Genomic DNA, 15,190 nt, shown 5'->3' with positions numbered 1-15,190 from the left:
GCTTACTAATTCGATATAGATGAGCCCGGACTTTGTAGTCCGGGTTTTTTTATGCATTTTATTTAAAAATTGACGAATGCCAGCTATCTCTGAAATAATCTCAAAATTACCCGGAACCAAAACCAGCATTTTCTCAGTTATGAGCAAAATGGCCAATGATCATAATGCGATTAATCTGTCTCAGGGATTTCCGAATTTTGAGACAGATCAGAAATTGAAAGATCTGGTTACGGAAGCCATGAACAATGGTTTCAACCAATATCCTCCAGATTCGGGGGTTCATGAATTAAGAGAACAGATCGTCTCCAAGATCAAATTATTATATGGTAAATCCTATGATGCAAATACAGAAATAACAGTTACTTCAGGGGCAACTGAAGCACTATACACCGCTATTACCGCATTTGTGAATAAAGGCGATGAAGTGATCGTTCTTAAACCCGCTTATGATACTTATGAACCAACTATCAAACTTAGCGGTGGTATTCCAATACAAATTCAACTTAAGGGAGAAAATTATACGGTAGACTGGGATGAAGTAAGATCGGCGATCTCTTCAAAAACGAGAATGATCATCATTAATACTCCACATAACCCAACAGGAACTATCCTTTCAGAGAAAGATATGCTGCAGTTACAGGAAATTCTTTCAGATACTAATGTAATCTTACTGAGTGATGAGGTATACGAACATCTTATTTTCGATAAGGAGCAGCATCAAAGTGCCTCAAAATTTTCTGAATTATCTGAAAGAGCCATTGTATGCGCCTCCTTTGGTAAGACTTTTCATAACACAGGCTGGAAAACAGGGTATTGCGTAGCGCCTGAAAAACTGATGAAAGAGATCAGGAAAATTCACGAAGTCACTGTTTTTTCAGTAAATCATCCCATGCAGCGAGCTTATGCTGAATATTTAAAGAATGCCGATAATTACCTGAAACTCTCTAAATTTTATCAGACCAAAAGAGACCTTTTTCTGAATCTGATAAAAGATTCAAAATTTACATACACCGCATCTAAAGGCACCTACTACCAACTTTTAAATTTTTCTGGAATAACCGATGAAAATGATGTAAATTTCGCCGAGAGACTAGTGAAAGAATACGGAATCGCCTCAATTCCAGTTTCAGTTTTCAATATTAACGAAAAGGATAACAGCCAGTTGAGATTCTGTTTTGCAAAAACCGATGATACACTGGAAATGGCAGCGGAAATACTTTGTAAATTATAGATGAACTTAAATATTAAGATCCGTGACCAGGATTTTGTATTACATCCTTTCGGAGCCGCTTACTGGCCGGAACAGGAAGTTCTTCTTGTTGCCGATGTACATCTTGGTAAGGTTTCTCACTTTAGAAAACATGGCAGTGCTGTTCCCGTAAATGCCATTGCCGAAAACTTTAGAAAACTAGACCAGCTTAGAAAAGATTTTGATCCAGAACACATTGTCTTTTTAGGAGACCTTTTCCATAGCTCCCTAAATATTGAATGGAATATATTTGAAGAATGGGTGAACAGCATTGATAACCAGGTTTATCTTATTGCTGGAAATCATGATATCATTTCACCTTTAAAATATGAAGCGCTTGGTATAAAGATCTTTTCTGATGTGAAAGTTGATGGTTTTCATTTAAGCCATCATCCAGAAATCCTGGAAGGCCATTTTAACCTGTGTGGCCATATCCACCCCGGATTCAAAATGAGAGGACATGGAAGACAATTATTAAAGCTATCTTGTTTCTTTAAAAGTCAGGACCAGATGATTCTGCCGGCTTTTGGAGAATTTACCGGAAATTATTTTATGCAACCCGAAGACGGGGATCGTGTTTTTGCCATCACTGGCAAAGAAGTGATCCAAATCAATTAACCTACACTTACCCAAATGATCAAAAAATTAGCCGTTCTAAATTTCCTTTCAGTACTGCTGAATATTGCATTGAATTTTTATGCGCAGACTGGAAGAATTAACAACACCACAATTGGCGAAATAAGCGATAAATATTCTAATCTTTTTACTCCGGCAGATTATGCTTTTTCCATCTGGGGTTTAATTTATTTCAGTCTTCTGGCCTCTTCCATTTTTATGGTTTACCAGGCATATACAGACGGGAAATATACTAGCTTCATTAAAAATACATCCATCTGGTTCATTGTAGCGAATATTGGCACTGGACTTTGGATCGTTGCCTGGTTGTATGAATTCACAGGAATGTCTGTAGTTATTATGTTTCTTATCATGGCGAAGCTTTTAAAACTGATAATTAACAATGATATGGAAATCTGGGATGCACCGTTAAAAGTCATTGCATTTTACTGGTGGCCAATTTGCCTATTTTCAGGATGGATCGCGGTAGCGAGTATCGCAAATATGGCGGCGTGGCTTATAGAGATAGGTTGGGACGGAGCGATATTTTCAGAAATTGAATGGACCATGATCATGATTTGTGTAGCTGTTATCATCAACCTATTAATGATCTACCTTAGAAATATGAGAGAGTTTGCCGCAGTAGGAGTTTGGGCACTAATAGCGATTTTTGTAAGACATATAGAGAATGAAAATCTCATAGCTTATACGGCCATAGCAGGAGCTATTCTTTTATTACTGAATATAAGCTATCACGGATACAAAAATAGAAAGACCAATCCTGTATATCGTCTATTTCATGGTGAAAAACCTTAAACCATGGCCTTGATATCACTTCCCCAACTTGGGTAAGAAAAGATCATTCCCTTCAGGGTTTCACAAGTTAATTTCCCGCACATCGCCATGACGAACATATTTATCATTTCGCCGGCGTCGGGACCTACGAGATGGGCGCCAAGTACGAGTCCAGTTTCTTTATCGACAAGAGTTTTATAGCCGTAATAATCTTCATTAATTCGCTTTGCATTAAACCATTTTGGAACAAGTTTCTTTTCTACCACGAAATCATAACCTTTTTCCCTGGCCTGTTTTTCATTAAGACCAACTGAAGCAACATTTGGAAGGGTAAAAACAACAGAAGGCTGTGGCGGGTAATCCACCGCTTTTTCACGGTTTTTATCCAAAATATTTCCAGCGACAATCCTTGCTTCCTGGGAAGACAAAGGAGTTAAGGGCAAACCTTCACTGGCTGAAACATCACCGCAAGCGTAAACATTTTTATTGGTAGTACTTTGCAAATGTTCATTTACGCTGATTCCTTTATTTGTAAATGCTACATTCCCTTTTTCAAGATCAAGCTCATCGATAGAAGGCACTCTGCCTGCCGCGTTCACTATCAGTTTAGCCTTCAATTCTATCTTCTTCCCTTTTTGATCTGCTTTTACACGGAAATTTGTTTGAAGCTTCTCAACTTCAGTAACTTCAGCATCAAATACAAATTTGATCCCTATCTCTTCGGAAGCCTTTTGTAAATATTCCACCATATCCGCATCAAAATTACTTAGGGGTCTGGATTCACCATCGATCACGGTAACATCAACTCCACATCTTGCAGCGATATGAGCAAATTCCATCCCGATATAACCGGCTCCGATAAAAATGATACTTTCAGGCAATTCTTCCAGTTCCAGAAAATCGTCGCTGATTATAGGATGTTCTCTACCCGGAATTGGCAATTCAAATGCTTTATTCCCTGTGGCAATGATGATCTTTTTCGCACTCACCGTTTTTCCTTCTACAGAAAGCCTGTTCTCATCAAGAAATTTTGGTGACTGATGATACATTTTTATACCGAGTTCTTCCAGATCTTTTTCCGTCGCTGCCGGAACAGCGCTGGTAAAGGTTTTTTTGAATTCCATGAGATCTTTCCAGCTGAATTCAGGCATTTTAGTAATGCCATGACCTTTCATTTTTTCAGCTCTATCCAGAATTTCAGTAAGACCAACCAGAACCTTTTTTGGATCACAACCGCGATTTGCACAGGTTCCTCCAAATTCTCGATTATCGGCGATCGCAACGCTCAAACCCTCAGCAACACATTCTTTTGCGACACTCTTCCCGGCAGTTCCGGTTCCGATCACGAATACATCAAATTCTTCAAATCCCATAACAATTCATCATTTTGAGTGAAAATAGATAAGTTTCGAGCCATTTTGCGTTAGAAAAATGGTAAATATTTTAAATGCTATTTAATCGTTAAAAATCAATTAACTGGTTGTAAGGCAATTTGTATGAAATTATATTTGCCGTAATGAGTACAAGTCTTATCGCCCAGAAATTTTCACAGTCCCCGCAACAGCAGGAACTGCGAAATGCTATTGCCTCTTCCGAAAAAAAATTGTCGAATATTCATTTAAAAGGTCTGGTTGGATCGGCTTTATCTTTCGTTGTTGCCGATGCCTTTAAAGATTCAGAAAATCCTTTTCTCTTGATTTTCAATGATAAAGAAGAAGCGGCATATTACTTGAATGACCTGGAACAACTGGTTGGAGAGAAGAACGTCCTTTTTTACCCTGGAAGTTACCGCAGGCCATACCAGATCGAAGAAACCGATAATGCGAATGTACTTTTAAGAGCCGAGGTTTTAAACAGGATCAATTCCAGAAAAAAGCCGGCTATTATCGTTACTTATCCCGATGCGCTTTTTGAAAAAGTAGTGACTCGAAAAGAGCTGGACAAAAGCACCCTGAAAATTGCCGTTGGTGATGAGCTTTCCATAGACTTTGTGAACGAAGTTCTTTTTGAATATCAGTTTAAAAGAGTAGATTTTGTTACGGAACCCGGAGAGTTTTCGGTACGTGGTGGAATTATTGATGTTTTTTCTTTCAGCCATGATGAACCATACAGGATTGAGTTCTTTGGTGATGAAATAGACAGTATCAGAACTTTTGATGTGGAAACCCAGCTTTCTACAGACAAAAAGAAAAAGATCTCTGTGATGCCGAATGTGGAAAACAAGCATCTGGACGAAGTAAGAGAGAGCTTTTTGAAATATATTTCGGCTAAGACCATCGTTTTTATAAAAAACCTCGATCTTCTTTCTGCACAGGCAGATAAGCTTTATAAAAAGGCAGAAGAAGCTTTTAACCAACTTTCAGAAGATGTTAAGCATAGTGCGCCTTCAGAATTGTTTTGCGACGGCCAGCTGATCAAAAAACAATTACTGGAATATTCTTCAGTAGAACTAAGCACACAAGCATTTCTGAAAACTGAAAAAAGTATTGTTTATAATACCAAACCTCAGCCTTCTTTCAATAAACAGTTCGAATTATTGATTGAAAACCTGATCGAAAATCAGGAAAATGGCTATACCAATTTTATTTGCTGTGTTAGCGAACAGCAGGCAAAACGATTCCATGACATTTTCGAGGACCAGGAGAAAGAGGTGAAATATCAGACTCCTGTTTTTTCAATGTTCCAGGGTTTTATCGATGAAGATTCTAAAACGGTTTGCTATACAGACCACCAGATTTTTGAACGATATCATAAATTCAATTTAAAGAACGGTTACGCTAAAAAGCAGGCGATCACCTTAAAAGAGCTGACCAATCTTGAAGTTGGTGATTACGTAACTCACATAGATCACGGGATTGGAAAATTTGGCGGACTTCAGAAGATAGACGTTGAAGGAAAAAAGCAGGAAGCGATCAAGCTTATTTATGGCGAACGCGATATTCTTTATTTGAGTATTCACTCGCTTCATAAGATCTCAAAATTTAACGGGAAAGATGGTAAGCCACCTAAGATCTATAAACTTGGAAGCAACGCCTGGAAGAACTTAAAGAAAAAGACGAAGGCAAGGGTTAAACATATCGCTTATGACCTTATCAAGTTATATGCGAAGCGACGTATGGAAAAGGGCTTTAAATATGACCCCGATTCTTACTTGCAACATGAGCTTGAAGCCTCATTTATGTATGAAGATACACCAGACCAGAGTTCAGCAACCGCCGCGGTTAAGGCAGATATGGAAAATGAACGACCAATGGATCGCCTGGTTTGCGGAGATGTTGGTTTTGGAAAAACTGAAATTGCCATTAGAGCTGCCTTTAAAGCGGTTGATAATAATAAGCAGGTGGCCATACTGGTTCCAACAACCATTCTTGCCTTTCAGCACCACCAGACTTTTTCTGAAAGATTGAAAGATTTCCCGGTAAGAATAGATTACCTGAATCGCTTTAGAACAGCAAAAGAAAGAAAACAAACGCTGGCCGATCTTGAAGACGGTAAAGTTGATATTATCATTGGAACTCATCAATTGGTGAGTAAAGCAGTAAAATTCAAGGATCTTGGATTGCTTATCGTTGATGAGGAACAGAAATTCGGTGTAGCCGTTAAAGACAAATTAAAAACAATCAAGGAGAATGTTGATACGCTAACACTAACGGCGACGCCAATCCCAAGAACGCTCCAATTCAGTTTGATGGCGGCGAGGGATCTGTCAACCATTACCACTCCTCCACCAAATCGATACCCGATAGAGAGCCATGTGATACGCTTTTCTGAAGAGACTATTCGTGATGCGGTGTCATATGAAATTCAGCGTGGTGGTCAGGTATTTTTCATTCATAACCGGGTAGAAAATATTAAAGAAGTTGCCGGGATGATCCAGAGACTGGTTCCCGATGCGAAAATTGGTGTAGGCCATGGCCAGATGGAAGGTAAGAAACTGGAAAAACTGATGTTGAGCTTTATCAATGGTGAGTTTGACGTTCTGGTTTCAACTACCATTGTGGAAAGCGGACTTGATGTTTCTGAAGCAAACACGATATTCATTAACAACGCCAACAATTTCGGATTATCAGATCTTCACCAGATGCGCGGACGTGTGGGAAGAAGTAATAAAAAAGCTTTCTGTTATTTTATCACTCCGCCATATTCAGCAATGACCGAAGATGCTAGAAAACGAATCACTGCGCTGGAACAATTTTCAGAACTGGGAAGTGGTTTCAATATAGCGATGAAAGATCTTGAGATCAGAGGTGCCGGTGATCTTCTTGGAGGCGAACAAAGTGGATTTATCAACGATATTGGATTTGATACCTATCAAAAGATCCTGAATGAAGCCATTGAAGAACTTAAAGAAAATGAATTCCGTGATCTGTATGCTGAAACTGAAGATGTAGAGCAGAAGGATTTTGTGAAAGATACACAGATTGATACCGATTTTGAATTATTATTCCCTGATGATTATATCAATAATATCACGGAAAGATTGAATTTATATACCAAGTTGAACGAGCTCAAAACTGAAGAAGAACTTCAGAAATTTGAATCTGAATTAGTAGACAGGTTTGGAGAACTTCCAACTCAGGCGGTAGACCTATTGAATTCTGTAAGGATCAAATGGATCGCCGCGAAAATTGGCCTGGAAAGAGTGGTCATGAAAAAGAACAAAATGGTGGGTTACTTTATCGCCGATCAGAAATCAAGGTTCTACCAGACCAATAATTTCACCAAGGTGCTACAATATGTGCAAACGCACAGGCAGAACTGTACGATGAAAGAAAAGGAAACCCGTGGCGGACTAAAACTCCTACTAACTTTTGACAGGATCACTTCAGTAGATAAAGCATTAAAAGTATTACAGCCCTTAGATTTCAGAAAAAAAGAAGAGCCTGTAGAAGCAGAATAAAATAATTAAACAAATTCTTTAGAAAGCTCCTTTTCATTTAAGAATAGGAGCTTTTTTAATTACCGGTAACCCTGATATTATCAAGATCATAAGTGGTAGTCTTATCATAAGCTGAGCCTAAATACCTGAAACCAACCCACACTTTACCTTCCAGACAGGAAATATCGATGTTCGATCTTTTAAAAATTGTGGAATTAGAACTCGACGGACCTAGAGGAATATTTGCATCCAGTTCGATCCATTCTGTTTCCTCAGGATTTCCATTAAAATCGGTAGTTATAAAAACTTCAAGGATGAGGCCTTTATCATAGGAAGATAGAATATCAAAACTTAAACTTTCCATTTCAGATACATTAAGGTCTATAGGTGGAGTCACCAGCCAGGCCTCTAAAGGACTCTCTACTGTATTATAAGCTGAGATCCTAAGAATTCTATTTCCGGAAGACAAGGTTGGGGTGAATTTTTTCTCTCCCCCGCTAACGTTGAGGTTGGTCCAACCCCTGGAATTTAAAGTTGAATTTGATGTAACTCCTTCAAAATTCTCCTCAAATATCACGTTAGGACCTTCACTTGATCGAGTTCCACAATTCAGATACTCTTTATCACAACGTTCATCATTCATATCAAGAGCGTCTGGTGAATTCACTACGATCACAAAATGCTCGTCGTAGAAATCTCTTGTTAGCACCCCTTCAATACTTCCCGAACCTTGCGGAATCAGAAGCATTTTGAAATTGGAAAAAGTACTTGTACTCATCAGAATTGTTTCTCCTGTTTCGCAATCTTCCAGCTGCCTTTCACCATCGTACTGATCTACAGGACTTGAAGCAAACGAAAAAAGCTCATTTTCATTCACTAAATTTCTATCGAATTGTACATCCTGCAGGCGGACAAAAAGATTTTTAAGATCCGGATTCAAATCTGAAATTTTTATATCTAATGGTGTAATATCCCTAGTAATAGCAGACCTGACTATATGATCGTCTATGAGTGAATTAGGAATTGCCACCACGTCTCCCCTGTTTTGAATTCCAAGTTGCAATAACCCGTTATTGTATCCCAAACTTAAACCATCTAGTTTGACGTAAATTTTTCTCCCCAGGTTATAGGTTTCGAACAAGGAGTTATGATCCAGTAAAATTTGAATGCCAGCAGTCGGATCTTCAGGTTTATCCTGGACTATGATCTCTTTGTAAAAATTTCCATTGGCATCGCTCGAAATAACATAAGCTTCAAACCAGGTATCGGTCTCTCTAAAAGTATAGATCGCTTCAGTTTCAAAATTGAAATTACCTTTTACTGAAGCTATATTGGTAATAATGCCATCTATTTCCACATCTGTTTCTTCAAATGTCGGAAGCTCAAAATCATCGGTTTTTACACATCCAAAGTTTACCAATAAGATCAACAGGCTCAAAATTCTCATTTTCATCATCATCCAGCTTTTAAAATTTTAAATACACATTAGCAAAAAATGTAGTTCCCTGGCCATACCAGTATTTATTCGAGAATAGCGGCAGATCCAGATCTCGATCTTCCTTTAAACTCCGGTAATTTGAATTTCTGGCCTGCTCGTAACCACCACTTTTGTAAAACACTCCGAAAAGATTATTAATACTTATAAAAGTTCCGAGGTATTTATCCTTTATTCGCCACGACTTACCTCCCACAAGATTGGTCAGGTAATAGTCATCAAACTTTTCCTGTTTAAGCATTTGATTCGCGATTTCTGGATCATAATCTAAAAGGGCTAAACCATCATAATCCTGCTGAAAATTCACAGTGCGAGTAAGCGGGTTTATATCTACAAAACCATTAGCAAAATAATTCAGACTCATTGCAAACCACCAGAAATCGGGGTCTCGATATTCAAATCCAATTTGGCCGGCAGTTTGAGGACCTCCAGACAAATGATAATTTTTCAAATTAGTGTTTCCGTAATTTAAATTTTGATCGAATGTCGCCGAGTATAACGACAACTCTGGATTATTAGCATAGATATACTCCCCAAAAGCCAGGGCAGCCTTCAGTTTTATTGTTGAATTGATCTGAGATTCGGCACCAAATTCCAATCCATAATATTTCTTATTCAAACCGGTAAGAACTTCCTGAACAAAGGCTGCAGTATTCTCCTGCTCTAAACCAGATAAGCCTTCAGCGAAATAATAAGACACTTCTGAAATATTTCTTATTTCAGTATAGAACCCAGTAATCCTGGCATTCAGAAAAGAAGTTCGATATCTATAGGACAGATCACCAGAAAATATCTTCTCATTATCCGGATTTTCAACTAAAAATTCATTCTGTCGCGGATTGATGAAAGTGTTTCTGAATCCGGGTGCCTTGGTGAATAAACCTGCATTAAATTCAATATTCTGTCTTCCGGAAATCTTGTATGTGAGGCCGCTTTTAATTCCGAAATTCAAAAAATCCACCTCTTCACCTTTTCCTAATGAATTATCAGGAAAAACTCCATTTTGAAAATTTCCTGTACGTTGATATTTTACAGCTTCAATATTTCCGGCAAGAAAGAATTCAAATTTTCTAAGCGACCATTGCAGTTGATTAAAAAGTTCAATTTCTTCTGCATCTATCGTATAATCATATTTATACCTCTCACCTTCAAAAACCTCGCGATTAATATTCTGAAGATCACTTTGGGCAGCCAAGCCAGTTGTATTACCTGGTTCATCCTGAACAAAAACATCTATATCAAGAAAGCGCTCGCCACCTAGTAGATCTTTTATTCTGCCGAAATTCCCACTTCTTAATCTTTGAATTCTGAGGTTCGAATTCAGTCTAAGGTGACTATTTATAACCCAATCTAGATTGGAATTAATCTGCAATGAATTATCGCTGTTCACGTCTTCTGAGAGTGCATAGATCGAGTTGCCAGCATTATTCAAATTGGCGGAATAAAGAGAAGCCCAATCTATTTGACCATTTTGAATAATTTCGTTCTGTGCCCGGTAGGCAGATTCAAAATTTTGAGAATTTGGAAATCTTAGAAAGTAAGATGGTAATTTCTGGTAATAAGAGGGGTCAGGATTTGCGCCTCCGCCAGAGAAAGAAAATTGACCATCCGTATCACTAAGGCTGGTTCCACCATAATCTATCCTGGAATTCGAGATCTCTCCAAATTGCCAGGAAATTCCAGTAGCCAGTTTTATATTATCTGATGGATTCCAGTGATGATGCAACATTAAAATAGGTTCCTTTGTTTCCCTTATTCTTGAATTTCTTATTTCTCCATCATGATAGCCCCAGTATGGGTTATAAGTTTTGCCTTTCAACTCAAGAACTTCATTGGTCAAAGCCGCCGATTTACCACGAATATTCGGAGTATAAATACCTGAAAAACTTATTGCATGTTCCTCATTCAGTTTCTTTTCAGCAGCAATAAAGAAAGAATTTGAACTATAGGTAGTTCCATCTATATAGGCCTCTTCAGCAAATCTTCTTCCTAATGATAGTGCATAGTACCATCCATTTTTCCGTTCCCCTGATGCATAGGTCGCCATGACCCTACCCGTATAACTTCTATTAGCTCCTGAAATTGAAACCCTGCCTCCCTTTTGATATTTAGATGCCCTCATGATCATGTTGGTAGTTCCTCCTAATCCACCAAATTGAAAATCATTAGACGATATACCGTTGGAAAAGACCTGATTTCTCTGAACATCATTCAATCCACCCCAGTTAGCCCATTGCGGCCTGCCGTCATACATTTTATTCATTTCAAAGCCGTTTACAAGCACTTTGCCATATTCTGACCCAAGACCTCTTGGACGGAAAAAAGTCTGACTAAAATCGAAGGCAGCAGTATTAAGGAATACATCGCGGGAGGATTGTAGGATACCGGAAATGTTATCAAATTCTGTATCATCTGAAAGCAACTCTGCGTCTGAAAGACTTATAGTGTTTTGATTAACCAATTCAAAAGCCGGATCTGGTTCCAGGTAGATTATTTCAAGATTTATACTCTCAACATTGAAATTTATCGGGATTCGCTTGAGCATATATCCCGACTTATCTATTCTCAAAATAAGTTCACCAGAAGCTTGCTCAGTTAAATCCAATACAAACTCACCATCCGAATTGGAATAGGTTTCATTAAAAACACTTTCAACTGAAACTTTTACCTGTGGTAAGGGCACTTCGGTAAAGGCATCTGCAAATTTACCTTCTAAGGTAATTTGCTGGGAATTTACAGACATGCCTAGCAGCATGAATGCAAACAACTTTAAAACCTTTATGTACATTTATTCGCCCCAAAATAAAATTGAATTATTCTATCGGTTAAATATATAATAAACTTATTTTCAGTACTTTAAAAAAGTAAAATAATTTTAAAAAAATTGAGAAATAACTGCAAACACCTAATTAAATCCCTACTTATTCTGATGGTATTTTTACTCTTTTTTACCTCTAGAGCACAAGAAAAGAGAGATTATCAAATTCAAACGATCGCATTTTATAATGTTGAAAACCTTTTTGATACTATAGATAATCCAGAAACCTTTGATGATGATAGAACTGAAAGCGGTAAGGATGTCTGGAATACGGAGAAATATGACCTAAAAATTGCTAATATTAGTAAAGTCATTTCCGAAATTGGTGCTGACCTCACTAAAAGTCTTCCTGCCGTTATTGGTCTTTGTGAAGTTGAAAACAGAGATGTGCTGGAAGATCTGGTGAATCATCCTAACTTAAGTAAATACTCATACGGTATTCTTCATCATGATTCTCCAGATGAAAGAGGTGTAGACGTTGCACTTATATATCGGCGGGAACTCTTTCAGCCTTTAGATTCAAAGGCTCGAAAATTAGTTATTTATGAAAGTGACAATCCATCCAAAAGAGATTATACCAGAGATCAGCTTGTAGTAACCGGGCTATTGAACAAAGAGGAAATTCATTTTATTGTAAATCACTGGCCGTCAAGAGGCGGTGGCGAAGCTCGAAGTGCTTATAAAAGAGAAAAGGCAGCCTTTCTGAATAAGCGGATCATTGATTCCTTGCAAAGATTAAATCCCGATTCAAAAATAATTTCTATGGGTGATTTCAACGATGATCCAACCAATAAAAGTTTTAAAAAGATTTTAAATACGAAGGAAAATAAAGAAGGGCTAGAGCCTTCAGCTCTATTCAATCCAATGGAGAAAATGCTAAAAAGTGGGAAAGGTAGTCTTGCTTACAGAGATTCGTGGAATTTATTTGATCAGATATTTATGACGGCAAACCTGGTATCTAATAAAGATTCCGGATTTCAGTTCTATAAAGCCGGGATATTCAATGCGACATATTTGATAACAAACGCTGGCCAGTTTAAAGGTTATCCGGCTAGAACGTATGGATATTCAGGTTACGAAGGCGGCTATAGTGATCATTTTCCAGTCTATATCTATTTGATAAGAACTACAAATAATCCATAAAAAAAGCCCGGTTAGAACCGGGCTTTTCAATATATGTTTAGTCTTCTATAACCATGCGCTCCATGGTATCCTGGAAAGCACTACTACAAATGCCAGTCCGTAAAAAATGGCCAGCATTTTAAATTTTGGTCTGGAAGTAAGCTTCTTTTTATGCCTGGAATATCCCACAGTGATCAAGGCGATTGCAATGATCATCATAAGTGGGTGCTCTACATTATATATTCTAAGCGTCGCATCGCTCATCACTCCGCCCATTCCTTCTTCAGCCCACATGCTGAAATAAGGTGCAGTAAAGTAAAGTACGATCCCTATTAATAACTGAATATGAGAAACGATTAGCGTAAACAGGGCTATCCTGAAATTAGTCGCTGAATATTCTTTATTCGCTGCAAAACCAATGATCCCGTTAAAACTTGCGATCAAAAGCATGAAAAGTACCAGGTATGCCCAGTAGGAGTGTATAAACTGAATAGTTTCGTACATAGTTAAATCAATTTTTAGGTCGTTGCAAAATTACTAAAAGCAATCGGGATTATTCCCAGCGATTTTCAGCGGCATCTCCGCCCCAAATAAGCGTTGCAAGGTATGGATTGTCAATAAATGGGTTTCTGTTCCCCTGCGCACCTTCAATTACGTTATTACGCTGCATTTCGAAAGCTGAAACAGGATCTTCACGATTCCATTTAAGGAAAAGCTCCAGGTTACCAACTTCATCAAAATCATCTCCGTAACTAAGGTTTACATACATCACGATTCTGGCAACATCTCCTCTCCAGTCGTCACCAGGGAACCATGAATCACCATTTACCAGTTTGTAAGTTCCGCTACCATCAGTGAAAGGATAGTTTAATCTTTCTGAATTCACATCAACGTCTACTACTCTCAACAAGTGAAGGTCATTTTTAGATTCCTCAGTATTCAGTTTAGACTGCGGATAGATATGCTCTGTGTTATACGTTTCACCTTCGTCAAGATCACCCAATTGATACTCATCATCTGGTCTTAATTCGCCTGAATACATTAAAACAACCATACTGTCGTCATCGAGATCTGCATCTGCATCGTACAGGTAATCATGTCTCTGGAAATATTCCAGCCTGTTGGTATGCTGTGCATCTGTATAGCTGGACAATTCCTGATAAAGTAAAGTTGGGTCTACTGAAAATGTAACTCCTGAATAATAATCTTCTAAAGCATCTGGCACATTAAAACTTACCGGATCTACCACCGTTACGGTTACTGTAGCATCTGAACAGGTGCCATCATCATCACAAATAGTATAAGTAAAACTATCTGTACCCGTGAATCCTGCCGCAGGTGTATACATTACAGTTCCTTCTTCAGTAATGCTTATAGTAGCATTAGATCCTGTATCGTTTAGTGAAGTTAGTACAGCGTCATCGGTAAGATCATCATTGGAAAGTAAGTTTTCTAAGATCACATTGGAAGCGCCTCTTTCAACTACCACTTCATCATCACTGGCAGAAGGAGATCCCTCATCCAATACATTCACTGTAATGGTTGCTGTAGCACAATTTGGAGTTTCATCATCATCACAAATGGTATAAGTGAAAGTGTCTACTCCAGAAAAACCATTCACGGCCGTATATCTTAAAGTTCCATTCTCACGAATCTCTACAGTACCATTGGTTCCATCAGTATTGATCTCGGTTAACGTAGCTCCATCAACCAGGTTATCATTATCAAGGAAATTAGTAATATTATAAGACTGGTTCTCGGTTGTTTCATAAGAATCATCTTCAGCTATTGGAGCACCGGCATCAGATACCTTTATGGTAATTGTAGCTGTTGAACATCTATCACTGTCGCCAGGTACGCAGATAGTATAATCAAAAGTATCCTCACCAATAAAGTCCTCTGCAGGAGTATAGGTAAGTGTTCCATCACGGTTATCTGTTACTGTTCCACCTTCAGCAGTTTCTGAATCGAAACCAGTAATCAAAGCATTATCAACTAAGGTATCATTCCTTAAAATATCATCTTCTGAAATGATCTCATCTTCATTTTCTACTGCAATAAAATTGTCATCTACAGCTACAGGTTTTTCTTCTGCTGGCTGAGGTGTTGGCGTTGGTGCAGGACTATCATCTGAAGAACATCCTAGGATGGCAATACTCATTGCCAGGTAAATTAATTTTTTCATTGTAGATTTTTATATCAGGATTGCAAATATCA

Annotated in this window: 10 protein-coding genes; 5 read left to right on the top strand and 5 right to left on the bottom strand. The window is 38.1% G+C overall.

The genetic code is table 11. The annotated features are described in order from the left end of the window. Window positions 1-76 precede the first annotated feature (76 nt). From RE431_RS12740 to RE431_RS12730, 3 genes are read left to right on the top strand one after another with little or no spacing between them, the layout of a single operon-like run. Window positions 77-1,231 carry a methionine aminotransferase gene (locus RE431_RS12740; RefSeq protein ID WP_309562369.1) on the top strand — a complete coding sequence of 385 codons (1,155 nt, stop codon included), beginning with the start codon at window positions 77-79 and terminating at the stop codon, window positions 1,229-1,231. After that, window positions 1,232-1,867: a ligase-associated DNA damage response endonuclease PdeM gene (pdeM, locus tag RE431_RS12735; protein ID WP_309562368.1), complete on the top strand. Its 636-nt coding sequence runs from the start codon at window positions 1,232-1,234 to the stop codon at window positions 1,865-1,867. Window positions 1,868-1,882: 15 nt separating this feature from the next. Continuing rightward, window positions 1,883-2,680 carry a tryptophan-rich sensory protein gene (locus tag RE431_RS12730; protein WP_309562367.1) on the top strand — a complete coding sequence of 266 codons (798 nt, stop codon included), beginning with the start codon at window positions 1,883-1,885 and terminating at the stop codon, window positions 2,678-2,680. Here RE431_RS12730 and RE431_RS12725 read toward each other — a convergent pair. After that, entirely contained in the window at window positions 2,677-4,032 is a 1,356-nt protein-coding gene (locus RE431_RS12725; RefSeq protein WP_309562366.1) for a dihydrolipoyl dehydrogenase family protein, read from the bottom strand. The two genes, RE431_RS12730 and RE431_RS12725, sit on opposite strands and share 4 nt — an antisense overlap. A gap of 143 nt (window positions 4,033-4,175) precedes the next feature. On the opposite strand from RE431_RS12725, the gene mfd reads away from it, so the two are divergent. After that, a complete protein-coding gene (gene mfd / locus RE431_RS12720; protein WP_309562365.1) occupies window positions 4,176-7,559 on the top strand; it encodes a transcription-repair coupling factor in 3,384 nt (1,127 codons plus the stop codon). 55 nt (window positions 7,560-7,614) lie between these two features. On the opposite strand, the gene RE431_RS12715 is transcribed toward mfd, so the two are convergent. Both RE431_RS12715 and RE431_RS12710 read right to left on the bottom strand, forming a co-directional pair. Continuing rightward, complete coding sequence (locus RE431_RS12715) at window positions 7,615-8,991, bottom strand: DUF5689 domain-containing protein (RefSeq protein ID WP_309562364.1); 1,377 nt, start codon at window positions 8,989-8,991, stop codon at window positions 7,615-7,617. Window positions 8,992-9,004: 13 nt separating this feature from the next. Continuing rightward, window positions 9,005-11,776, bottom strand: coding sequence for a TonB-dependent receptor (locus RE431_RS12710; protein ID WP_309562363.1), 2,772 nt, complete (start codon window positions 11,774-11,776; stop codon window positions 9,005-9,007). 186 nt (window positions 11,777-11,962) lie between these two features. Between RE431_RS12710 and RE431_RS12705 the strand changes: the two genes are divergently transcribed. Further along, complete coding sequence (locus RE431_RS12705) at window positions 11,963-12,994, top strand: endonuclease/exonuclease/phosphatase family protein (RefSeq protein ID WP_309562362.1); 1,032 nt, start codon at window positions 11,963-11,965, stop codon at window positions 12,992-12,994. A gap of 45 nt (window positions 12,995-13,039) precedes the next feature. On the opposite strand, the gene RE431_RS12700 is transcribed toward RE431_RS12705, so the two are convergent. Further along, entirely contained in the window at window positions 13,040-13,477 is a 438-nt protein-coding gene (locus RE431_RS12700) for a hypothetical protein (RefSeq protein WP_309562361.1), read from the bottom strand. Between the two features lie 49 nt (window positions 13,478-13,526). Then, entirely contained in the window at window positions 13,527-15,158 is a 1,632-nt protein-coding gene (locus RE431_RS12695; RefSeq protein WP_309562360.1) for an Ig-like domain-containing protein, read from the bottom strand. Window positions 15,159-15,190: the final 32 nt, after the last annotated feature.

Origin of the sequence: Christiangramia sediminicola, from assembly GCF_031344135.1 — a bacterium.
GTDB lineage: Bacteria > Bacteroidota > Bacteroidia > Flavobacteriales > Flavobacteriaceae > Christiangramia > Christiangramia sediminicola.
The sequence above is the reverse complement of the archived record's forward strand: the minus strand, read 5'-3'. Positions and strand labels throughout refer to the sequence as shown.

Excerpts from the sequence above, each read along its gene's own strand:
- RE431_RS12740 (WP_309562369.1), top strand. The coding sequence starts at position 77 with ATGCCAGCTATCTCTGAAATAATCTCAAAATTACCCGGAACCAAAACC.
- pdeM (WP_309562368.1), top strand. The coding sequence starts at position 1,232 with ATGAACTTAAATATTAAGATCCGTGACCAGGATTTTGTATTACATCCT.
- RE431_RS12730 (WP_309562367.1), top strand. The coding sequence starts at position 1,883 with ATGATCAAAAAATTAGCCGTTCTAAATTTCCTTTCAGTACTGCTGAAT.
- RE431_RS12725 (WP_309562366.1), bottom strand. The coding sequence starts at position 4,032 with ATGGGATTTGAAGAATTTGATGTATTCGTGATCGGAACCGGAACTGCC.
- mfd (WP_309562365.1), top strand. The coding sequence starts at position 4,176 with ATGAGTACAAGTCTTATCGCCCAGAAATTTTCACAGTCCCCGCAACAG.
- RE431_RS12715 (WP_309562364.1), bottom strand. The coding sequence starts at position 8,991 with ATGAAAATGAGAATTTTGAGCCTGTTGATCTTATTGGTAAACTTTGGA.
- RE431_RS12710 (WP_309562363.1), bottom strand. The coding sequence starts at position 11,776 with ATGTCTGTAAATTCCCAGCAAATTACCTTAGAAGGTAAATTTGCAGAT.
- RE431_RS12705 (WP_309562362.1), top strand. The coding sequence starts at position 11,963 with ATGGTATTTTTACTCTTTTTTACCTCTAGAGCACAAGAAAAGAGAGAT.
- RE431_RS12700 (WP_309562361.1), bottom strand. The coding sequence starts at position 13,477 with ATGTACGAAACTATTCAGTTTATACACTCCTACTGGGCATACCTGGTA.
- RE431_RS12695 (WP_309562360.1), bottom strand. The coding sequence starts at position 15,158 with ATGAAAAAATTAATTTACCTGGCAATGAGTATTGCCATCCTAGGATGT.